Genomic DNA, 20,204 nt, shown 5'->3' on the forward strand with positions numbered 1-20,204 from the left:
GCCGGTGTCGGGTTGCGAGAGGACACTATGAGGCGGAGGTTGCCGCCCGTCGCGGGTCAGGTGAACGGATGGTGGCTGGGTGCTGTCCGGTCGGGGCCGCCGGGGCTTCAGCTCCGGGAAACCGTGTACTTGAAGCCTCGATGCGAGCCGACGTAGCCGAGCCGCTCGTAGAAGCGGTGGGCATCGACGCGGGCGGCGTCGGAGGTGAGCTGCACCATCGATGCGTCGACGGCTGGGGCGGCGACCTCTCCGACCCAGCGCATCACGGCGGAACCGATGCCCGACGAGCGCAGACTGCTCTGCACCCGTACTGCCTCGACCAGCAGCCGCCGTGCACCGCGACGCGCCATCCCCGGGATCGAGGTGAGCTGCAACGTGCCGACCACCGCACCGTCGAGCTCGACCACGAGCAGGTCGTTCGACGGGTCGGCCAGGATCTCGCGGAGACCGCGCTCATAGGCCGGGCGGTCCTCGGCGGATGCCACATCGCCGCGTGCCGCACTGATCGGGTCGTCGGCGAGGAGGGCGATCACGGCATCCGTGTCGTCGACCGTCGCGCGGCGCAGGAGCGCGGTGCCGATGCGCGATTCGAAGGAGTGGGGCAGCGGGAGGGCTTCGAGCATGGCTCCAGTCTGTCAGCGGATGAGTCTGTCGGCGGATGCGGGGGCGGCGTCGACTCTCTGGAATCATGGCGAGGTGGATATCGGCGCCGTGCTCGGACTCGAGCAGCTCACCTGGGGGATGCTGCTGCTCGTGGTGATCGCCGCGTTCTGCGCCGGCTGGATCGATGCGGTCGTGGGCGGGGGAGGGCTGCTGCAGCTGCCGGCGCTGCTCCTGATCCCCGGCATCTCCCCGGTGCAGGCGCTCGCGACGAACAAGCTCGCCTCGGTCTTCGGCACGGCCACCAGCAGTGCGACCTATTACCGACGAGCCAAACCGGACCTGCGCACCGCCCTGCCGATGGCGATCATCGCGTTGATCGGCTCCTTCGGAGGGGCGGCTGTCGCCACCGTGCTGCCCCCTGCCGCGTTCAAACCCATCATCGTGATCGCTCTGCTCGCGGTGGCCCTGTTCACGGCGTTCCGGCCGCAGATGGGCGCGGCGACCCAGCTGCGCTTCCATGGGCACAAGCACCACGTCATGGCGGGCGCAGCGGGACTCGGGATCGGCTTCTACGACGGGATGATCGGTCCTGGCACCGGTACCTTCCTCGTGATCACGCTGGTCGCGCTGCTCGGCTACGACTTCCTGCAGGCGAGCGCCAAAGCCAAGATCGTCAACCTCGCGACGAATGCGGGTGCGTTGATGCTGTTCATCCCGCACGGCGCCGTGCTGTGGCTGCTCGGGGGCATCCTCGCGGTCGCGAACGTCGCGGGAAGCTACCTCGGATCACGCATGGCGATCTCGCGCGGGACCACGTTCATCCGCGTCGTGTTCCTCGTGGTCGTGATCGCGCTGATCGGCAAGCTCGGCGTCGATGTGTGGAACGAGAACATCGTCCCGGCCTTCGCATCGATCGCAGGCTGAACGAAGCGACGCCGCCGCAGGCAGAAAACGCCGGATCAGGCAGGCTCTTCGCAGAACCGCCTGATCCGGCGTGTGTGCCTGTGCTCGCGCGAGGCGGCTGGACTCAGTCTTCGTCCTCGGGCTCGAAGTCGACGCCGGCCTCGGCGCGCTGCGCATCGGTGATCGGAGCGGGAGCGGAGGTCAGCGGGTCGAAGCCGTTGCCCGACTTCGGGAACGCGATGACCTCGCGGATCGACTCGGTCTTGGTCAGGTGCTGCAGCACGCGGTCCATCCCGAGTGCGATCCCACCGTGGGGCGGAGCGCCGAACTTGAACGCGTCGAGCAGGAAGCCGAACTGCTCGTCGGCCTGCTCGTCGCTGATGCCCATGACCTCGAACACGCGCTTCTGGATGTCTTCGCGGTGGATGCGGATCGACCCGCCGCCGAGCTCGGAGCCGTTGCACACGATGTCGTACGCGTACGCGAGGGCCGATCCGGGGTCGGTGTCGAACGTGTCCTCGAACTCGGGCTTGGGACCCGTGAATGCGTGGTGCACGGCCGTCCAGGCACCGGCGCCCACTGCCACGTCACCGGAGGCCACCGCGTCGGCGGCCGGCTCGAACATGGGAGCGTCGACGACCCACGTGAAGGCGAACTCGTCGGGGTTCAGATAGCCCAGGCGGCGACCGATCTCGACGCGCGCTGCACCGAGCAGTGCCCGGCTCTGCTTGGTGTCACCGGCGGCGAAGAACACGCAGTCGCCCGGCTCTGCACCGACGAGCTCTGCGAGTCCGGCCTGCTCGGCCTCCGACAGGTTCTTGGCTGCGGGGCCGCCCAGCGTGCCGTCCTCGTTGAACAGGACGTAGGCGAGGCCACGTGCACCGCGCTGCTTGGCCCAGTCCTGCCAGGCGTCGAGCTGCTTGCGCGGCTGGCTCGCGCCGCCGGGCATGCGCACAGCGCCGATGTACTCGGCCTGGAAGACGCGGAACGGGGTGTCCTTGAAGTACTCCGTCGCCTCGACGAGCTCGAGGCCGAAGCGCAGGTCGGGCTTGTCGGAGCCGTACTTGGCCATCGCCTCGGCATAGGTCATGCGCGGCAGCGGGGTCTGCACCTCGACGTCGATGGTCGCCCACATCGCCACGATGAGCGACTCCATGAGGGCGATCACGTCCTCCTGGTCGACGAAGCTCATCTCGATGTCGAGCTGCGTGAACTCCGGTTGACGGTCGGCGCGGAAGTCCTCGTCGCGGTAGCAGCGGGCGATCTGGAAGTACTTCTCGACGCCGCCCACCATGAGCAGCTGCTTGAACAGCTGAGGGGACTGGGGCAGTGCGTACCAGCTGCCGGGGCTCAGGCGCGCGGGAACCAGGAAGTCACGGGCGCCCTCCGGCGTGGAGCGGGTGAGGGTGGGCGTCTCGACCTCGGTGAAGTCGTCGGCGTGCAGCACGTCGCGGATCGCCTTGTAGACGTTCGAGCGCAGGCGCAGGGCGGCGGCCGGGGCCGGGCGGCGCAGGTCGAGGTAGCGGTACTTCAGGCGTGCTTCCTCGCCAACGGTCTCGGTGTCGGCGAGAGCCGTGGAGACCTGGAAGGGGAGCGGAGCGGACTCGTTCAGCACCTCGACGTCGGTCGCGATGAGCTCGATCTCGCCGGTCGGCAGGTTCGGGTTCGCGTTGCCCTCGGGGCGCTGCGAGACCTCGCCGGTCACCTTCAGGACGAACTCGTTGCGAAGCGGGTGCGCGATCTCCTCGTCGCGGATGACGACCTGGGCGATGCCGGAGGCGTCCCGCAGATCGATGAAAGCGACTCCTCCGTGGTCACGACGGCGATCGACCCAACCCGAGAGGGTGACGGTCTGACCGATGTGCTCGGCTCGCAGAGAGCCTGCCGAGTGGGTGCGAAGCACGGAGTATTCCTTCTGATCTGGGAAATGGGGAACCCGCCCATTCTACGGGGGCGGTCGGCCGGTCATCGGCCCGGTCACCGACGGCCGGGACGGCGTATCAGTAGGATCGCCACGACACAGCTCATACACAGAAAGAGTGCACCGTGGACAACAACGGCATCTCCGATCTCTATGCGTCGATCTTCTCGGGTACCACCGGCCTGATCGCGCTCGTCTTCTACATCCTCGTCGCGGTCGGCCTGTGGAAGGTCTTCACCAAGGCCGGGTACCCGGGAATCCTCGCCATCATCCCGTTCGTGAACCTCGTCTTCCTGGTGAAGATCGCCGGCCTCTCCGGCTGGTTCGCGCTGCTGTACCTCATCCCTGTCGCGAACCTGATCCTGGCGATCATCGTCGCGTTCAAGCTCGGTGGACGCTTCGGCAAGGGCGGGGTCTTCTCGTTCTTCCTGCTGTTCCTCTTCCCGTACATCGGGTACCTGATCCTCGGCTTCGGGGACTCGCGCTACAGCAAGGCGTGACATGACGGCGTCCCGGCTGCACCTCGTGCGACACGGTGAGGTGCACAATCCGGCCCGCGTGCTCTACGGACGTCTTCCCGACTACCACCTGAGCGACGCGGGCCGGGGGATGGCCGCAGCAGCGGCCGACCATGTGGCCGCGCTCGACCGTCCCGTCTCCGCGCTGTACGCGTCACCTCTCGAACGCGCCCAGGAGTCGGCCGAGCCGTTCGCCGCGACGTTCGACCTCGTGCCGGAGATCGACATCCGGCTGATCGAGCCGACGAACGTGTTCGAGGGGACGCAGATGCGCCGTTCCCTGATGAACCCCCTGAACTGGTGGCATCTGCGCCAGCCCTCGGTTCCCAGCTGGGGCGAGCCCTACTCCTCCATCGCTGAGCGGATGCTCGGTGTCATGGACGAGGCGTGGGATGCGACACCCGATGGAGACGTCGTGATGGTGTCGCACCAGGCGCCCATCTGGATCACGCACCTCCGCGTCGCGGGGCTTCCGCTGCAACACGACCCACGCACCCGACGCTGCGCGCTGTCCAGCGTCACCTCGTTCGAGCGCGTCGGTGACGTCTGGCGAGAGGTCGCCTATGTCGAGCCTGCCGCGACCGGCGGTGCCGTCGACGTCGGCGCGGTCTGACCCCCACTTCCGAACGTGCGCGATTCGAAACGGGGTCAGTGCTCGGCGGCCAGGAGTGACTGGATGATGCCGACAGCGGCCAGCTGGCCCGCGGCGGCCGCCAGCAGCACGGATGCCATCGGGCCGGGGAGGGTCGCACGGTGGGCGAGGTCGCCCGCGGCGAACACCCCGGGGTGCGAGGTACGTCCGAACTCGTCGATCTCGATGCACCCGGACTCGAGCATGCCGAGTCCGAGCTGCGCGGCGAACGGCGACCGCTGACGCATCGCCCCTGCGGCGATGAAGACTCCGGCGACCACACGCTCGTCGTCGTCCGTGCGGACGAGCACGCCGCCGTCGACCTTCTCGACGGAGGCGACGGGGGTGCGACTCACCCGCGCGCCCTTCGCCTCGAGCGTGCGGATGTCCTCGTCCGTGAACGCCTCCTCGACCGGCACGACCGTGATGCTCGCGACGATCCTCCCCAGCAACCCGATGAGGTGCTCGGCGCGGGGCGCGGCGCCGACGATCGCTATGTCCTTGCCGGCGTGCTCGTGCCCGTCGCAGAACGGACAGCTGAAGGCGAGCGTGCCCCACAGCTCCTGCAGTCCAGGCACGATCGGAAGATCATCGGCGACCCCGGTGGCCAGCACGACGCGGCGCCCTTCCACCACCGAGCCGTCGGCGAGTGCCACCACGAACGCATCCTCGCCACCCGTGATACTCGACGCCGCGGTCTCACGGACCTCGACGTCGTCGTAGTCAGCGAGCTCGGTTCGCGCCGTCGCCCGGAACTCGGCGGGGGGAGTGCCGTCCGCGCCGATCATGTTGTGCATGTGCAGGACGGTGCCGTTGCGGTACTCGCCCGAGTCGAGGAGGAGCGTGGAGCGGTGCATCCGTCCGAGGGTCAGAGCGGCCTGCAGCCCTGCCGGTCCTGCGCCGATCACGATGGCGTCGTACATGGTGGTCCTTCCTCTGGATGTTGCGTTCCACGCCAGTCTGTGACTTCATGTCAACATGAAGTCAAGTTCCGAGCATCCGTGGTCCGTCGGTGATGTCGCGACCCGTTTCGACCTGCCGACGAACGTTCTGCGGCATTGGGAGTCGGTGGGGCTGCTCACCCCTCCGCGCGACGCCGCCGGGCGGAGGCGCTACGGCGAGGACGAGGTCGTGCGCATAGCCGTGATCCAGCGCAGCAAGGCTGCAGGGATGACGCTCGAGCAGATCGCGGTGCTGCTCGATGACGGGAGTTTCGGTCGGCATCAGGTGCTGCAACAGCACCTGGACGATCTCGATCGGCGCATGGAGGAGATGCGTCGATCGCGCGAGATGACCGAGCACGCGATGGGCTGCCGCGCCCACGACATCGCCACATGTCCACGCTTCCGGGCGGGTGTGGACGACATCCTGGCGCGCTTCTGAGGGGCGTCGGAGGAGGTCCCGTTTCCGGCTCGCGCATAGGATCCTCTGCGTAAACTCGGAGTCGTGCCAAGCGATTCGACGGTCCGTCAGATCCGCAGCGGCCGCTCCTCCCGCACCCGGCGTTCGCGTCGTGCGGTCGGTGCCGCGCTCGCTGCGGTGCTCGCCATCGGTCTGAGCGCGTGCGCTCCCGATCCGGTCAGCGAATCGTTCCTGAACGGCGAGAACACCGGCTACGTCGCAGCCGACGGCGCGATCGTCGAGATCCCCGTCGCCGAGCGCGGCGAGCCCGTCGTGTTCAGCGGCGTGACGGAGAAGGGCGAGGAGTTCGACAGCGCCGACATCGCCGGCAAGGTCACGGTCGTCAACTTCTGGTACGCCGGCTGCGCACCGTGCCGCCTCGAAGCGGCAGATCTGGAAGGCGTTTGGCAGGACTTCAGCGATCAGGACGTCGCGTTCATCGGCATCAACACCCGTGACCAGGCCGACACCGCCGTGGCCTTCGCGAACGAGTACGGCGTCACGTACCCGAGCCTTATCGACGTCGACACCGCTCAGGCCAAGCTCGCCTTCGCGAAGGAGACGCCGATCGCCGCGACACCGACCACGCTCGTGCTCGACAAGCAGGGGCGCGTCGCGGCGCGCATCATCGGGCCGATCGACGGCAAGTCGATCCTCTCCACGCTCGTCAAGGACGCCCTCGCGGAGGACTCGTGAGCACGCAGGACGGCTCATGAGTCCCGAAGCGATCATCGGCTCCGGGGCCCTCTGGATCGCGATTCCCGTCGCGATGCTCGCGGGACTCGTCTCATTCCTGTCTCCCTGCGTGCTCCCACTCGTTCCCGGCTATCTCGGCTTCCTCGGCGGTGCCGTCGCACCTCGGTCGACCGCTGCTGCCGGCGGGGAAGGCGGGACGACGACGCAGACGGCAGAAACCGCGACGCGGGGACGACTCGTCGGGGGAGTGCTGCTGTTCATCCTCGGCTTCACGATCGTCTTCATCCTCTACACCGTGCTCGGCGGAACGGCCGGGGTCTTCCTGCTGCAGTGGGGCGACCTCATCACCCGCATCCTGGGCGTCGTCATCATCGGGATGGGCCTGGTCTTCCTCGGGCTGTTCGGGTTCGCGCAGAAGGAGTTCCGCTTCCACGTGGATTCCAGAGCCGGAATCGTCGGGGCGCCGCTCCTCGGCATCGCGCTCGGCATCGGATGGGCTCCCTGCATGGGACCGACGCTCGCGGCGATCCTCGCGCTGTCGTTCAATGCCGGAGACCCGGTGCGGGCGGGCTTCCTCGGCCTTGCCTACTCGCTCGGCCTAGGTATCCCGTTCCTGCTCGTCGCGCTCGGCTTCGGCTGGGCCACGAAGGCGATCGGGTTCCTGCGTCGGCACATCCGGGTGGTGAACATCATCGGCGGCGTGATGCTCCTCCTCCTCGGCGTCCTGATGGTCACCGGACTCTGGACCGACATCATGTCGAGACTGACGGCGGTGATCGGCAGTGTCATCCTCCCGCTCTGACGATCCCGAGACGAGCGAGCGAGATGGTAGCCGTCCCGACAAGCCCATCCGTCCCGAGAAAACTCCCCGCACTGAGAAGGTCATGACCAAGAACAAGGGTGCCGCGAACAGCGACTCCAGCGATCCGCTCCGCCCGTCCGACCACGTCGACGGAGACGACTCGATCACCCAGCCGCGCCTCGGGTTGGTCGGCTGGCTGCGCTGGGGCTGGCGTCAGCTGACCTCGATGCGCACGGCACTGATCCTGCTGCTGGTCCTGGCGATCGCGGCGATCCCCGGCTCGATCTTCCCGCAGCGGATGGCGGACCCCAACGGTGTGACGCAGTGGGAACGCGACAACCCCGACCTGTTCCCGATCCTCGACGACCTCAAGCTCTTCGACGTCTACCTGTCGCCGTGGTTCTCGGCGATCTACCTGCTCCTGTTCGCCTCGCTCGTCGGCTGCGTGATCCCGCGCATCAAGCACCACGCCAAGGCGCTGCGTGCCCGCCCGCCGCGTACCCCCGCCCGGCTGCAGCGCCTCGAGGACTACCGCGCCGTCACGCGCGATCCCGCGGCGGACTCCGGAACCAAGACCGGCGATGCGGAAGCGGAGGCGGCCGCGTCCATCGACGTCGCGACCAAGCAGCTGAAGGCCCTCGGCTACCGGGTGGAGCGCTACGACCGCGGACGCACGTTCTCGGTCTCCGCCGAGCGCGGCTATTGGCGCGAGACCGGCAACCTGCTCTTCCACCTCGCGCTCGTCGGCGTGCTGGTCACGGTCGGCATCGGCGGAGGGTTCTCCTACACCGGGCAGCGGGTGCTGGTCGAGGGCGAGACCTTCGCCAACACGCTCCTCGACTACGACTCGATGAACCGCGGACGGTTCGTGGGCGACGACGCGTTCTCCCCGTACTCGATGCGCCTCGACTCCTTCGACGTGACCTACCAGCCGTTCGGTGAGCCGGGGTCCGGTCAGGCCGGCGACTTCTCCGCCAACGTCACCGTGCAGGAGAACGGCGAGGAACGTACCGGCTCCGTCAAGGTCAACGAGCCCCTCGGTGTCGCCGACGACGACGTGTTCCTGCTCGGCAACGGCTACGCGCCGACGGTGACGGTGCGCGATCCCGAGGGCAATGTCGTGTTCACCAACAGCACGCCGTTCCTGCCGCAGGACAACAACATGACCTCGCTCGGCGTGCTCAAGGTGCCGGACGGGTTGGCCGAGCAGGTCGGCCTGGTCGGGTTCTTCTACCCGACCACGGGTGTGCTCGAGAGCGGTGCGTTCTTCTCCGCGTACGGCGACCTCACGAACCCGACGCTCACGCTCGACGTGTACACGGGTGACCTCGGCATCAACGAGGGTGTGCCGCGCTCCGTCTACGTGCTCGACACCACCGGCATGACGAAGCTCACGGGCCGCACCACCGACGTCAAGTCGATCGAGCTCGCCCCCGGGCAGACCGCGCAGCTGCCGAACGGCCTCGGCTCGGTGGCCTTCGAGGACGAGTCTCCGGCCGGCGCCACGGATGCCTCCCAGTCGGTGAAGCGCTTCGCCTCGCTGCAGATCCACCGTGATGAGTCAGGTGTGTGGGTGCTCGGCTTCGCGCTGCTGGCCCTCGGCGGTCTCATGATCGCGCTGTTCGTTCCGCGGCGACGTGTGTGGGTCAAGGCCACGGCGCAGGACGGCGAGGTCGCCCTCGAATACGCGGCGCTCGCCCGTGGGGAAGACCCGACGCTCGCGGCAGCGGTGGACGACCTCGTCGCCGGCCACGCCCGACTGCTCGACACGGCAGGCGGCACCACGGTGCGGGCCGAGGACGGCGAGAACCCTGCCGACGACACCGCGGACGATCACACCGTGGCTGATGACATCGCGACCAAGTCCGCCGAGGTGGAAGCCCCGGCAACCGACACCCGGAAAGTAGACTGACACCATGCTCGAGCTCAACGTGATCTCGCCGGTCCTGCTGTGGACGGCGATCGCGATCTACGCGGCAGCCTTCGTGGCCTACGCCTTCGATCTCGCGCGGCGTTCGCAGGCGACGGCCGATGCACAGAACGTGCGGGAGTCGGTGCTCGTAGGGGCCGGTGGAGCAAGCATCCCCGCAGCGTCGGGCGGGTCTGATGCGGGTTCCGCCCCGCAGCGATTCGTGATGGCCAGGATCGGCACCTCGCTCACGGTACTCGGCTTCCTGTTCCACCTCGCGTCCGCTGTCACGCGTGGCATCGCCGCCGGTCGTGTGCCGTGGGCGAACCTCTACGAGTTCGCGATGATGGGCACGCTGCTCATCATCGCCGTGTACCTCGTCGTGCTCACGCGTATCGACCTGCGGTTCCTCGGCACGTTCATCACGGGCCTCGTCGTCGTGCTGCTCGGCCTCGGAGCGACCAACTTCTACGTCGACGTCTCGCCGCTGATGGACCCGCTGAAGAGCGTGTGGCTCGTCATCCACGTGTTCGTCGCCTCGCTCGCGACGGCATTCTTCGCGCTGGCTTTCGCCCTCTCGGTGATCCAGCTCATGCAGTCGCGACGTGAGCGCCTGCTGGGCGAGGGGGCGACCAAGACGGGCCCAGGCTTCCTCCGCACCTTCCCGAACGCGGTGCGCCTGGAGAGCCTGGCGTACATGTTCACGATCATCGGGTTCATCCTCTGGACCTTCACTCTCATCGCGGGCTCCATCTGGGCGTACTACGCCTGGAGCCGCTTCTGGGGCTTCGACGTGAAGGAGACCTGGACCTTCGTGATCTGGGTCATCTATGCCGGCTACATCCACGCACGAGCTACCCGCGGTTGGCGGGGCAACCCCTCGGCGTGGCTCGCGATCGTCGGATTCTCGGCCGTGATCTTCAACTTCACGATCGTGAACGTCTTCTTCAAGGGTCTGCACGCCTACTCCGGCCTGAGCTGAGCCGCGCTCGGCTGCGACGACTCGGCTGCGAACACTCAGCTGCGAAAACAGAGACCTCCTGCATCAGGCCCGGCGCGTCCACACAGGACACGCGGGGCAGAGTGCGGGAGGTCTCTGTTTCGGCCGGAGTGGGAGTGGGGAGTGGGGGTCAGCCTCCCAACGGCAGGACCTCGGCGTGCTCGATGCCGTCCTCGTACCAGACCAGCTCGGCTTCGGTGATGGTCTCGGCGGGCGCAGGCTCGAGAGCACGCGACTCGGGCTGCGCGAAGTGCGACCAGACCTCCGGGTCGAGAGTCTTGCCGTAGAGCACCGAGAGGTGGAAGGTCCACTCCTCCAACGGCAGCTCGCCCAGGCGGCGGAAGTCCGTGGCATCCAGTGCGGTGGTCAGGGACGAGTACGCCGAGACGAGTGATGCGGTGCGGGCGAGGCGCACGATCAGGATCTGCCACGGCGTGGGGAACTCGTCCACGGCCTCGGCGGTGATCTCGATCGGCGTCTGCTGCGCCGCCCAGGAGCGGATCAGCGTGGCGAGTTCGTCGCGCCGCTCGGGCTCGTAGAAGCCTCGGAGCGTGACGTGCCCGGTGTGCGGTCGTCGTACCGGAGCGCCGAGCCGTGCGAGTGCAGTGTCCTGCACTTCCCGGTAGGTATCGGCGACCTCGACAGTGGGCCGGAGCACGAGGTACTGCTGCCCCTCCAAGCTCTCGAGCTGGTCGGGGGTGTCCATGAACGGTCGACGCATGTCAGGAGCCTAGGTCCTGGTCACCGCATGCGAAAACGGAGACCGTCACGCGCACGGCTCGGCGCGTCACATGTCGACGCGCTGAGCTGAGGGGAGATGGTCTCCGTTTTGGCAGGGCAGGGCAGGGCAGGGCAGGGAGGGGGCAGAGCAGGAGGGAGTCAGGTGGTGGCGAGGACCGCCTTGGCCGAGGTGGTGCGTCGCAGCGTCACGGCGAGCGTGGTGGCCACGAGTGACAGCACGCCCCAGACGACCAGCGCGGCGACGGCCGAACCACTGGCCGTGATGAGCCCTGCGAAGGCCGGGGCCGTCGGAAGTGCCGCACCGATGCCGGCGAGCCAGTCCGGCACGGTCGAGATCAGGCCCGTCGCTACGGCGAGCACTCCCACCAGGGCCGAGATCCAGCGACCGACGCCGCCGAACACCGCGACGAGAGCCTGGTTGACGGCGGCGAACACCACTCCGGCGAGGACCGCTGTGCCCGCGAAGGCCCACCAGGTGCCCGCGTCGTAGCTCGCCACGATCTGCACGATCAACGACACGAGCAGACCCTGACCGGCACCGATCAGCGCCGCCGGAGCGAACGCGCGCAGAGTCAGACCCGCCGAAGACCGTCGAGAGGTGAGCGTGCGAGCGGTGTGGGCGCGCATCACGACGAACGTCGCGAGTCCACCGAACCAGAGCACGACCGCGGCGAGCAGCGGGATCGCGGTGGGGCCGAAGATCGTGTCCACCGACGAGTTCGACGACACCGGGTCGGCGATCACCGAGGCGAGCGACTTCGACTCGGTGTCGCTGAACGAGGGGAGCGAGTCGGATGCCGTGCGCAGCCCGCCCGCGAGGTCGCCCGTGCCGGTCGCCAGCGTGTCGAGTCCGGTCGTGAGCTCGGTCGCGCCGTCGGCGAGAGCGGTCGCGCCGCCGGAGAGCTGGGTCGCACCGGATGCGAGGCTGCGCGCGCCAGAGGCGGATGCCCCGATACCCTGGTCGGCGAGCTGGGTGAGGCCGGAGGACAGCTGCGTGGCGCCAGCGCCGGCCTGGGACATGCTGGACGCCAGAGTGCTGAAGGTGCCAGGGAGGGCTGCGACACCACCGGCGACTTCGTCGTTTGTGAGGATGCCCGATGCCGTGCCGGCGTCTTTCGCGACAGCTCCGGCGTCGGTTGCAAGCGACGAGTACAGATCGCACTGCGCTTGGTCGGTGACCGGAGGTGTGCATGCCTGCTGAGCCAGGCCGCCCAGACGCTGCGCGAGCGCTACCGAGCTGGTCGCTGCCGATTGCGCCGATGCGGAAGCGCCTTGCACGGCCCCGACCAGCTTCTGAACCCCGCCGACGTTCTGCTGCAGCTCCGCACCACCAGCCGCCAGCCCGGACCCGATCTGTCCCGCACCCGCCGCAGCTTCACGGGTCTTGCCCGCGATCGTGTCGAGCCCCGAGGCGAGTGAGGATGCACCCGTGCTGAGCTCACCCGCGCCGGAGGCGAGTTTCGCCGCACCGTCCGGGATCGCCGCGGCTCCGGTGGCGGCGTCGCGTGCTCCGTTCGCGAGCTTGACGGCACCATCTGCGGCCTCGCCGATCTGGTCGCCGATCGTGGTGAAGCCGACCAGGATGTTCTCGGTCGTCGCCTCGGAGAGCATCGTGCCCATGGTCGAAGCGGCGACGTCGGCGATCTGGCCCGTGATGAGGTCGTCGGCGACGAGTCCGTCCTTCGGGGTCGTCACCTCGATGGTGGCCTTCTCCGCCTTCCCTCCGCCGTCGGAGATCGCGGTCCCGGCCGAGGTGGCGGCGGACGAGAAGTCCTCGGGAATCGTGATGACGGCCTGATAAGAGCCGTCGGCGAGTCCGTCAGCGGCGTCGTCCTTGTTCGAGATCACCCACGTGAGGTTCGAATCGAGGTCGTCCGATCCCTCGACGAGGCCCGAGGCGAGCTGACGTCCGAGCGGGGTCATCTGGCCGTCGATGGTCACGGGCTCGTCGAGATTGACGATCGCCGCGGTCATCGAGTCCAGCCGCTCGGTCGGGTTCTGCAGTGCCGCGACCAGGATGCCGCCGACCGCCGCCGGCAGCAGCAGCACGCCGAGGATGGTCAGCCACGTGATGGGCTTGCGGGAGCGCGCGCGCTCGATGGGGAGGGTCATGCGGTCACCTCGGTGGATTCTGCGGCGCTCCGGCGAGGGGCGCGCGTGTCGAGTGTCTGGGCGTCTGGCCATCCGGCCTCGGCGAGGGTCGTCCGTGCCGAGTCGGCATCGGATGCGGTGGTGAAGACCGCGATCGTCCGGGTCGCTGCAGCATCGCGGAGCATCGCCGTCGCCTGGTCGCGCTGCCCGCCGCTCAGCCGGTCGATCCCGTCGATCACGACGATGGATGACTTTCCGCGCAGGGCTTCTGCGAGATCGTCGAGCCCTGTGTCGGCATCGTCGATCAGCACGCAACCGACATGTGCGCGCACCCAGGCGGCGCGGCCGGGGAGGAGGTGCCCCGCAACCCTGAGTCGTCCCTCCGTCGGGGTCAGACGTCCCGCGATCGTCAGAGCCAGTGCGCGGCGGCTGCGGTGGTCGCCACCGGTCGCGATGAGGGCACCGCCCTCCGGGATCCGCATCGACAGGTTCTCGATCAGCGGCGCATCCGCGCTGATCTCGAGGTCGTCGGCGGCGACGACCGATCCGTCGCCCGGCCACGCGGCCAAGTGGCGTTCCCGTTCGACGGCCTCGCCCTCGACGTCGATGCGGGGGAGGATCTTCTCCAGCCAGCGCGGGAGCTCCCAGGCGCGCTCGCCCAGGATGGCCATGAGGGCGGGGATCAGCGTCATCCGCACCAGGAACGCATCGAACGCGATGCCGGCGGCGAGGCCGAGCGCGATGGGCTTGAGCGACGAGTCGCCCTCAGGGACGAAGGCCACGAACACCGCGAACATGATGAGTCCTGCCGCCGTGACGACCTTCGCCGAGCCGGTGAAGCCGCTGCGCACGGCGCGGAGGGCAGCGGCCCTGCGGGTGGCGCGGTCGGGACTCTTCGCGTCCTTGTCGTGCACGAAGTCCTCGCGCATGCGGGAGACGAGGAACACCTGGTAGTCCATGGCGAGGCCGAACAGCACGCCCATCAGGATGATCGGCATGAAGCTGATGATCGGTCCCACCTTGGCGACATGCAGCAGATCGGCGAACCAGCCCCACTCGAACACGGCGCCGACCACACCGAAAGCGGCCACGATCGACAACAGATAGCCGATGGCGGCGGTGATCGGCACCCAGAGGGATCGGAACACGATGGTCAGCAGGATGAGCGAGAGGCCGATCACGAAGATGCCGAAGGGCAGCAGCGCGTTGCCGAGCTGGTCGGAGATGTCGATGCCGACGGCCGTGAAGCCGGTGACTTTGAGGTCGATGCCGAACTCGTCGAGCCATTCATCGTGGTGGCTGCGCAGCTCGCGCACGAGGTCGGCGGTCGCGGGGTCGTCGGGCGCGGTCTCCGGCACGATCTGCACGATCCCGGTGTCTGCGGTCTCGTTCGGGGTCGCGAGGGCGACCTCCTTGACGCCGGGGACCTTCGCGACCGCGTCGCCGAGGTCCTCCATCAGCGTCAGCGGATCGGTGGAGGTGACGATCGTGCCCGTCAGGATCATCGGACCGTTGAAGCCGGGGCCGAACTCCTCGCCGACGAGGTCGTAGGTCTGCCGCGCCTCGTTGTCCTTGGGCAGCACGCCGGCGTTCGGCAGAGCGAGGTCGAGGCTGAGCGCGGGGACGGCGACGATCCCGAGTCCGAGCACCACTGCGATCGACACCAGCACGGGGTGCTTCATGACGCCGCCGACCCACCGGGCGCTGCCCTTCACCGGGACGACCGGCTTCGAGGGCACGGAATCGTCCGCCTGACCGGCGGCGGTCTTGTTCGTCTTCGGGGTCCTCACCTTCTTCGGGCGCCCGACGACCCTGCCCTTCATGAAGCCGAGCAGGGCGGGAGTGAGGGTGACGGCGATAGCGACGGCGACGGCCACGGCGGCGGAGGCGGCGATACCCATGGTCGTCAGGAACGGGATGCCGGCGAAGCCGAGGCCGATCAGGGCGATGAGCACGGTGACACCGGCGAACACGACGGCGGATCCGGCGGTGCCGACGGCACGGGAGGCCGACTCCTCCGGGTCGACGCCGTCGCGCACCTGGTCCTGATGTCTCGCCATGATGAACAGCGCGTAGTCGATACCCACCGCGAGCCCGAGCATGAGAGCCAGCAGCGGGGTGGTGGACGATACGGTGGCGAACGCGGTCGCGGTGAAGATGCCGGCCATCGAGATGCCGACACCGAGGATCGCGGTGAGCAGGGGGAGGCCGGCCACGACGAATGAGCGGAACGTGACGATCAGCACCAGCAGGGCGATGAGCAGTCCGACGGCTTCGGTGAGCGTGACGCCGGGGATCGAGATCGCGAACAGATCTCCGCCGAGCGAGGTCTGGGACCCTGTCGGGAGTTCGGCTCCCAGGTCGCTCACGACCGTGCGCAGCGCATCCTTCGTCTCCTCGGAGACGTCAGTGGATTCGCCGTCGAACTGCACGCGCACGATGGCGGCGGTGTCGTCGTCGTTGATCATGCCCTTGACCATCTCGTCGTACGGCGAGGTGGCAGCGAGCACGCCGTCGAGGTCGCCGAGCTCATCGACCGCGCCCTCGATGTCGTCCTGGTACTCGGCGTCCGTGATCTTGTCGCCGTCGGCGGCGACCACGATGAACTGCGCATTGGTGCCGCTCACCTGCGGGAACGAGCGCGAGAGCTGCTCGAGCCCGGCCTGCGACTCGGTACCGGGGATGGAGAACGTGTTGTCGGTTCCCGCGCCCAGGATGAGCGCTCCGGCGCCGGCGATGCCGAGCGCGAGCAACCAGGACACGAGGACCCGCCACGGGTGCCGGAAGGACCAGCGCCCGAGCGAGGACAGGAGAGTGGACACGCGTTCCTCCGAGGGGTGCGGGGTGGATACACAGGTGTATCCAATACATAGATGTATCGTAAGGTGACCCGCCCGGCCAAGCCTGTGTGCGGGGTGTGAATCATGCGAGAGTGAAGGGCTAGGAGGTTTCGATGTCGACACCCGCAACCCGCAGCCGCGAGAACACGCGCGCTCGCCTGCTGGAAGCCGCGGCGCAGGTCTTCGCCGAGGTCGGGCTCGATGGAGCGTCGGTCGAGGCGGTGTGCGAACGCGCCGGATTCACGCGCGGCGCGTTCTACTCGAACTTCGAGTCCAAGGATGAGCTGTTCCTCATGCTCGCCGCCAGCGTCTCCGAGGTGCGCGTGAACGCCGTGCGCACCCGTGTGGAGGAGTTGACGGCCGCCGGTGCCCTGGTGGAAGGCTGCGATCCGATCGAGCTCGTGCAGCAGATCATGGAGCTCGGCGGCGACGACAGGCTCGGCGTCATGCTGCTCAGCGAGATCCGTATCCGTGCGCTGCGCGACGCGAAGTTCGGCGAGGCGTACCTCGCGCAGGAGCGGGAGATGGTCGCCAGCATCGCCCAGATCGTCGACGACATCGTCGCGGCCGGTCTGCTGCGTCTGCGACTGCCCGCGGTGGTCGCCGCCCGCATGCTCATGATCATCTGGGAGGGCATGACCGTGCGCGGGGCGATGGCCGGACAGGACGATGCCCAGCTCCGGCACTCCGGTGGCGAAGAACTCGGGCGCCTGGTGCAGCTGCTCATCGAGTCGTAGGCCGGGCTTTGGTTCCGCAGATTCAGCGCGTGGTCGTGGACAGCTCGCCGTAGCAGCGGGCGAGCCGGGCGAGCCACCATTCGCGACGCTCGTCGGGCGCCGCGAGCCGGCTGAGCGACTCCGCGTCCGGCGTCACGCGGCCGACGGGGATCGAGCCGTCGACCGGGCGAAGATCTGCCACGTCGTCCAGGAACAGGGAAGCCGTTCCGAGCCCGCAGTCGTAGTCGAGCATCGGGAGCGCGGCGGCGAGGGCGGCACCCTGGGACAGGCCGATGGCCGTGTCCAGCGCGCTCGAGACCACGACGGGAAGGCCGGCGGCGGTGACGATCTGCAGGGCGTGCGTGATCCCGCCGAGGGGCTGCGCCTTGATCACGAGCAGGTCGGCGGCTCCGGCGCGGGCGACCGCGAGGGGGTCGGACGACTTGCGGACGCTCTCGTCGGCGGCGACGGGGATGCCCATGTACTTCACGCGTCTTCGGAGCTCCGCCAGTTCGGGAACCGTCGCGCACGGCTGCTCCACGTACTCGAGGTCGCACTCGCCGAGGGCGTGCACCGCGTGCTCGGCCTCGTCGACGTTCCAGGCGCCGTTCGCGTCGATGCGGATGCGGCCCTCCGGACCCATCGTCTCCCGCACCGCCCGGACGCGCGCGACATCGTCGCCGAGCGTCTGCCCTGGTTCGGCGACCTTCACCTTGGCCGTGCGGCAGCCGGCGAAGCGCGCCAGCAGCTCGGGCACCAGTGACGCCTCGATGGCCGGAACCGTGGCGTTGACGCCGATGCGATCCCGCAGCGCGGTCGGCTGACGATTCCAGGCGAAGTCGATCGCGGCAGCCAGCCAGGTCGCCGCCTCCACGTCGTCGTACTCCACGAACGGGGAGAACTCCGCCCAGCCTTCCGGCCCCTCGAAGAGCAGTGCCTCCCGTGTGTCGACGCCACGGAAGCGGCTGTGCATGGGGAGGGCGACGACCCTGGCCGAGTCGAGCAGGTCTGCGAGCGGCGGGATCATGTGCCCATTCTGCTCCGAGTCGCCCTGCGGGCGTGGCCCGTGGAGGGGTGAGTCTCAGTTCGGTGTGCGGTTGACGATAGTGTGCGACACACACTAATGTGACGGGCATGAACGAAACCCTCGACATCCACCTGCAGGAACTGCGGCGCGGCACCGTGGTGCTCGCCTGCCTGCAGCTGCTGCGCTCGCCGGGATACGGCTACGCGCTGTTGGAGATGCTCGAGCAGCGCGGTTTCGCCACCGATGCGAACACCCTGTACCCGCTGCTGCGCCGTCTGGAGAAGCAGGAGTACCTCACGAGCGAGTGGAACACCGACGAGGCGCGTCCCCGCAAGTTCTACCGCACCTCGGAAGCCGGCGTCCGCCTCGCCGACGCCCTCACCGACGAATGGCGGTCGCTCACGGCGGCGATCGCGTCCCTCACCTCAGAGGAGAACTGACATGATCACCACCCTCACCGAACGCTACGTCAGCGCCACGATCCGCAGTCTGCCGCCGGAAGCGCAGGCGGATGTCCGTGCCGAGCTCGAAGCCTCCATCGCCGACGCGGTCGAGGCGCGCGTGGAGCAGGGAGAAGCGCCCGAGGATGCCGAACGCGCGGTACTCACCGAGCTCGGCGATCCCGGCGCTCTCGCGGCAGGCTATGCCGACCGCCCCCTGTACCTGATCGGGCCCCGTTACTACCTCACCTGGTGGCGTCTGCTCATCCTGCTGCTCAAGTTCGTCCCTGTCAGCGTTTTCGCCGCCGTCGCGCTGGGCCTGACGATCTCCGCGGCCCCGGTCGGGGAGATCATGTCCACGTCGCTCCTCGCGACCGGCGGCACGATTCTCCACCTGTGCTTCTGGACCACCCTGGTCTTCGTGATCCTGGAGCGAGCCGGTACCGACACCGGGGTGAGATGGGATGTCGATCAGCTTCCCGAGCCGACCGACGACGGGGTGGGCCGCAGCGAGCTGATCGCCTCGCTGGTGTTCCTCGGCATCAGTGTCGGAGCGCTGTTCTGGGACCGCTTCCGCGGTTTCGTCCAGGTGGACGGTGAGGCGCTGCCGATCCTGAACCCCCAGCTGTGGCCGTGGGGGATCGGCGTTCTGTTCGTGCTGATCGCGGCGGAGGTCGTGTTCGCCTTGGTGCTCCACCGGCGGCGGCGATGGAGCATCGGTCTCGCCGTGGCGAACACGGTGCTGGCCCTGGCCTTCCTCGCCTGGGTCGTGAGCCTGCTGCTGACGGATCAGCTCGTGAACCCCGAGTTCCTCGCACAGATCGCGACGGCCGGTGGCGAGGGTTTCGCCGCCGGTCAGGCGGAATCGGCCGACGAAGGCGGGGTGTTCAGGATCCTCGCCGTGCTGCTCGGATTCGGCGTCGCGATCGGGGTCGGGTGGGACATCGTCGACGGCTGGCTCAAGACCGCCCGCGCGAACAGACGACCGGAGCAACAGGAATAGGGTGGATGCCGTGACCGATGCCTTCGTCTCCGACCTGTTCGACCCGGCCGAATGGGTGCTCGCGCCCGGCGCCGAGGACTACACCGACATCACCGCGCATGTCTCGCGGGACGGCGGAGTCGCGCGCATCGCCTTCAACCGGCCGGAGGTGCGCAACGCCTTCCGTCCGCACACGGTCGACGAGCTCTACCGTGCCCTCGACATCGCCCGACAGGATGCGCGCATCGGTGCGGTGCTGCTCACGGGAAACGGACCGAGCCCGAAGGACGGCGGCTGGGCGTTCTGCTCCGGTGGCGACCAGCGCATCCGCGGTCGCGATGGATACAAGTACTCCGACGCCGAGACGGCGATCGTCGACGGGGCGAGCCGCGCGGCGGTCGGTCGACTCCACATCCTCGAGGTGCAGCGGCTCATCCGCTTCATGCCGAAGGTCGTCATCGCGGTGGTGCCGGGGTGGGCGGCCGGCGGCGGCCACTCCCTGCATGTGGTGTGCGACCTCACGATCGCCTCGGCGGAAGAGGCGCGTTTCAAGCAGACGGATGCGGACGTCGGCAGCTTCGACGCCGGATACGGCTCTGCATACATGGCGCGTCAGACCGGACAGAAGTTCGCCAGAGAGGTGTTCTTCCTGGCGGAGGAGTACTCCGCACAGCGCGCGTACGAGGCCGGTGCGGTCAACCGTGTCGTGCCGCACGTCGACCTCGAACGCGAGGCGCTGAAGATGGCGCGCACCGTGTTGACCAAGTCCCCGACCGCCATCCGGATGCTGAAGTTCGCCTTCAACGCGGTCGATGACGGTCTCGTCGGCCAGCAGGTCTTCGCCGGCGAGGCCACTCGCCTCGCCTACGGCACCGACGAGGCCGTCGAGGGGCGCGACTCCTTCCTCGAGAAGCGCGACCCCGACTGGTCGTCCTTCCCCTGGCACTACTGAGTCCGCCGGTCCCACAGAGTCGGAGACACGC

19 protein-coding genes are annotated in these 20,204 nt (G+C 68.4%); 12 read left to right on the top strand and 7 right to left on the bottom strand.

The features are described from left to right. Positions 1-107 precede the first annotated feature (107 nt). Positions 108-623, bottom strand: a complete 516-nt coding sequence (locus ABRP18_RS04185; RefSeq protein WP_193762278.1) for a GNAT family N-acetyltransferase — start codon at positions 621-623, stop codon at positions 108-110. Positions 624-741: 118 nt separating this feature from the next. On the opposite strand from ABRP18_RS04185, the gene ABRP18_RS04190 reads away from it, so the two are divergent. After that, positions 742-1,527: a TSUP family transporter gene (locus ABRP18_RS04190; protein ID WP_349885751.1), complete on the top strand. Its 786-nt coding sequence runs from the start codon at positions 742-744 to the stop codon at positions 1,525-1,527. A 103-nt stretch (positions 1,528-1,630) separates the two neighbouring features. Here ABRP18_RS04190 and aspS read toward each other — a convergent pair whose 3' ends face one another. Further along, on the bottom strand, positions 1,631-3,409 hold the full coding sequence (gene aspS / locus ABRP18_RS04195; RefSeq protein ID WP_349885596.1) for an aspartate--tRNA ligase: 1,779 nt from the start codon (positions 3,407-3,409) through the stop codon (positions 1,631-1,633). A gap of 143 nt (positions 3,410-3,552) precedes the next feature. On the opposite strand from aspS, the gene ABRP18_RS04200 reads away from it, so the two are divergent. Both ABRP18_RS04200 and ABRP18_RS04205 read left to right on the top strand, forming a co-directional pair. Then, positions 3,553-3,927 (top strand): DUF5684 domain-containing protein, encoded by a 375-nt coding sequence (locus ABRP18_RS04200; protein ID WP_046747313.1) that lies wholly within the window; start codon positions 3,553-3,555, stop codon positions 3,925-3,927. A 1-nt stretch (position 3,928) separates the two neighbouring features. Further along, a complete protein-coding gene (locus ABRP18_RS04205) occupies positions 3,929-4,558 on the top strand; it encodes a histidine phosphatase family protein (protein WP_113680628.1) in 630 nt (209 codons plus the stop codon). Positions 4,559-4,593: 35 nt separating this feature from the next. Here the strand turns inward: ABRP18_RS04205 and ABRP18_RS04210 are convergent, their stop codons facing one another. Then, positions 4,594-5,499: an NAD(P)/FAD-dependent oxidoreductase gene (locus tag ABRP18_RS04210; RefSeq protein WP_349885598.1), complete on the bottom strand. Its 906-nt coding sequence runs from the start codon at positions 5,497-5,499 to the stop codon at positions 4,594-4,596. A 55-nt stretch (positions 5,500-5,554) separates the two neighbouring features. Between ABRP18_RS04210 and ABRP18_RS04215 the strand changes: the two genes are divergently transcribed. The 5 genes from ABRP18_RS04215 (at position 5,555) to ccsB (ending at position 10,366) form a co-directional block, all read left to right on the top strand. Continuing rightward, the gene (locus ABRP18_RS04215) at positions 5,555-5,959 is read left to right on the top strand and encodes a MerR family transcriptional regulator (protein WP_058630469.1); all 405 of its coding nucleotides are present in this window, start codon (positions 5,555-5,557) and stop codon (positions 5,957-5,959) included. Positions 5,960-6,022: 63 nt separating this feature from the next. After that, a complete protein-coding gene (locus tag ABRP18_RS04220) occupies positions 6,023-6,673 on the top strand; it encodes a TlpA disulfide reductase family protein (protein ID WP_349885599.1) in 651 nt (216 codons plus the stop codon). Between the two features lie 16 nt (positions 6,674-6,689). Further along, positions 6,690-7,475, top strand: a complete 786-nt coding sequence (locus ABRP18_RS04225; protein WP_061017254.1) for a cytochrome c biogenesis CcdA family protein — start codon at positions 6,690-6,692, stop codon at positions 7,473-7,475. A gap of 82 nt (positions 7,476-7,557) precedes the next feature. Continuing rightward, a complete protein-coding gene (locus ABRP18_RS04230; RefSeq protein WP_349885600.1) occupies positions 7,558-9,387 on the top strand; it encodes a cytochrome c biogenesis protein ResB in 1,830 nt (609 codons plus the stop codon). A gap of 4 nt (positions 9,388-9,391) precedes the next feature. After that, on the top strand, positions 9,392-10,366 hold the full coding sequence (ccsB, locus tag ABRP18_RS04235) for a c-type cytochrome biogenesis protein CcsB (RefSeq protein ID WP_058630472.1): 975 nt from the start codon (positions 9,392-9,394) through the stop codon (positions 10,364-10,366). 148 nt (positions 10,367-10,514) lie between these two features. Here the strand turns inward: ccsB and ABRP18_RS04240 are convergent, their stop codons facing one another. The 3 genes from ABRP18_RS04240 to ABRP18_RS04250 form a co-directional block, all read right to left on the bottom strand. Then, positions 10,515-11,105 carry a 2'-5' RNA ligase family protein gene (locus tag ABRP18_RS04240; protein ID WP_227751275.1) on the bottom strand — a complete coding sequence of 197 codons (591 nt, stop codon included), beginning with the start codon at positions 11,103-11,105 and terminating at the stop codon, positions 10,515-10,517. Between the two features lie 158 nt (positions 11,106-11,263). After that, entirely contained in the window at positions 11,264-13,237 is a 1,974-nt protein-coding gene (locus ABRP18_RS04245; protein WP_349885601.1) for a YhgE/Pip family protein, read from the bottom strand. Then, complete coding sequence (locus ABRP18_RS04250) at positions 13,234-16,038, bottom strand: MMPL family transporter (protein WP_349885602.1); 2,805 nt, start codon at positions 16,036-16,038, stop codon at positions 13,234-13,236. Before ABRP18_RS04250 ends, ABRP18_RS04245 begins: the two co-directional genes overlap by 4 nt. A 131-nt stretch (positions 16,039-16,169) precedes the next feature. Here ABRP18_RS04250 and ABRP18_RS04255 point away from each other — a divergent pair, with 131 nt between their 5' ends. After that, positions 16,170-16,793, top strand: coding sequence for a TetR/AcrR family transcriptional regulator (locus ABRP18_RS04255; protein ID WP_046747323.1), 624 nt, complete (start codon positions 16,170-16,172; stop codon positions 16,791-16,793). A gap of 22 nt (positions 16,794-16,815) precedes the next feature. Here the strand turns inward: ABRP18_RS04255 and ABRP18_RS04260 are convergent, their stop codons facing one another. Next, positions 16,816-17,799 (bottom strand): o-succinylbenzoate synthase, encoded by a 984-nt coding sequence (locus ABRP18_RS04260; protein ID WP_349885603.1) that lies wholly within the window; start codon positions 17,797-17,799, stop codon positions 16,816-16,818. 107 nt (positions 17,800-17,906) lie between these two features. Here ABRP18_RS04260 and ABRP18_RS04265 point away from each other — a divergent pair, with 107 nt between their 5' ends. The 3 genes from ABRP18_RS04265 to ABRP18_RS04275 are packed head-to-tail and all read left to right on the top strand — an operon-like array spanning position 17,907 to position 20,173. Next, positions 17,907-18,239 (top strand): PadR family transcriptional regulator, encoded by a 333-nt coding sequence (locus ABRP18_RS04265; RefSeq protein WP_046747325.1) that lies wholly within the window; start codon positions 17,907-17,909, stop codon positions 18,237-18,239. A gap of 1 nt (position 18,240) precedes the next feature. Further along, positions 18,241-19,242: a permease prefix domain 1-containing protein gene (locus ABRP18_RS04270; RefSeq protein WP_349885604.1), complete on the top strand. Its 1,002-nt coding sequence runs from the start codon at positions 18,241-18,243 to the stop codon at positions 19,240-19,242. A 10-nt stretch (positions 19,243-19,252) separates the two neighbouring features. Then, positions 19,253-20,173: a 1,4-dihydroxy-2-naphthoyl-CoA synthase gene (locus tag ABRP18_RS04275; RefSeq protein ID WP_046747434.1), complete on the top strand. Its 921-nt coding sequence runs from the start codon at positions 19,253-19,255 to the stop codon at positions 20,171-20,173. The last annotated feature ends 31 nt before the right edge of the window (positions 20,174-20,204 follow it).

This window comes from Microbacterium sp. WHRI 7836 (assembly GCF_040223885.2).
GTDB lineage: Bacteria > Actinomycetota > Actinomycetes > Actinomycetales > Microbacteriaceae > Microbacterium > Microbacterium oxydans.

Bases quoted from the DNA above. Each gene is read 5' to 3' on its own strand.
- ABRP18_RS04185 (WP_193762278.1), bottom strand. From the start codon at position 623: ATGCTCGAAGCCCTCCCGCTGCCCCACTCCTTCGAATCGCGCATCGGC.
- ABRP18_RS04190 (WP_349885751.1), top strand. From the start codon at position 742: ATGCTGCTGCTCGTGGTGATCGCCGCGTTCTGCGCCGGCTGGATCGAT.
- ABRP18_RS04205 (WP_113680628.1), top strand. From the start codon at position 3,929: ATGACGGCGTCCCGGCTGCACCTCGTGCGACACGGTGAGGTGCACAAT.
- ABRP18_RS04210 (WP_349885598.1), bottom strand. From the start codon at position 5,499: ATGTACGACGCCATCGTGATCGGCGCAGGACCGGCAGGGCTGCAGGCC.
- ABRP18_RS04215 (WP_058630469.1), top strand. From the start codon at position 5,555: ATGAAGTCAAGTTCCGAGCATCCGTGGTCCGTCGGTGATGTCGCGACC.
- ABRP18_RS04225 (WP_061017254.1), top strand. From the start codon at position 6,690: ATGAGTCCCGAAGCGATCATCGGCTCCGGGGCCCTCTGGATCGCGATT.
- ABRP18_RS04230 (WP_349885600.1), top strand. From the start codon at position 7,558: ATGACCAAGAACAAGGGTGCCGCGAACAGCGACTCCAGCGATCCGCTC.
- ccsB (WP_058630472.1), top strand. From the start codon at position 9,392: ATGCTCGAGCTCAACGTGATCTCGCCGGTCCTGCTGTGGACGGCGATC.
- ABRP18_RS04240 (WP_227751275.1), bottom strand. From the start codon at position 11,105: ATGCGTCGACCGTTCATGGACACCCCCGACCAGCTCGAGAGCTTGGAG.
- ABRP18_RS04245 (WP_349885601.1), bottom strand. From the start codon at position 13,237: ATGACCCTCCCCATCGAGCGCGCGCGCTCCCGCAAGCCCATCACGTGG.
- ABRP18_RS04255 (WP_046747323.1), top strand. From the start codon at position 16,170: ATGTCGACACCCGCAACCCGCAGCCGCGAGAACACGCGCGCTCGCCTG.
- ABRP18_RS04260 (WP_349885603.1), bottom strand. From the start codon at position 17,799: ATGATCCCGCCGCTCGCAGACCTGCTCGACTCGGCCAGGGTCGTCGCC.
- ABRP18_RS04265 (WP_046747325.1), top strand. From the start codon at position 17,907: ATGAACGAAACCCTCGACATCCACCTGCAGGAACTGCGGCGCGGCACC.
- ABRP18_RS04270 (WP_349885604.1), top strand. From the start codon at position 18,241: ATGATCACCACCCTCACCGAACGCTACGTCAGCGCCACGATCCGCAGT.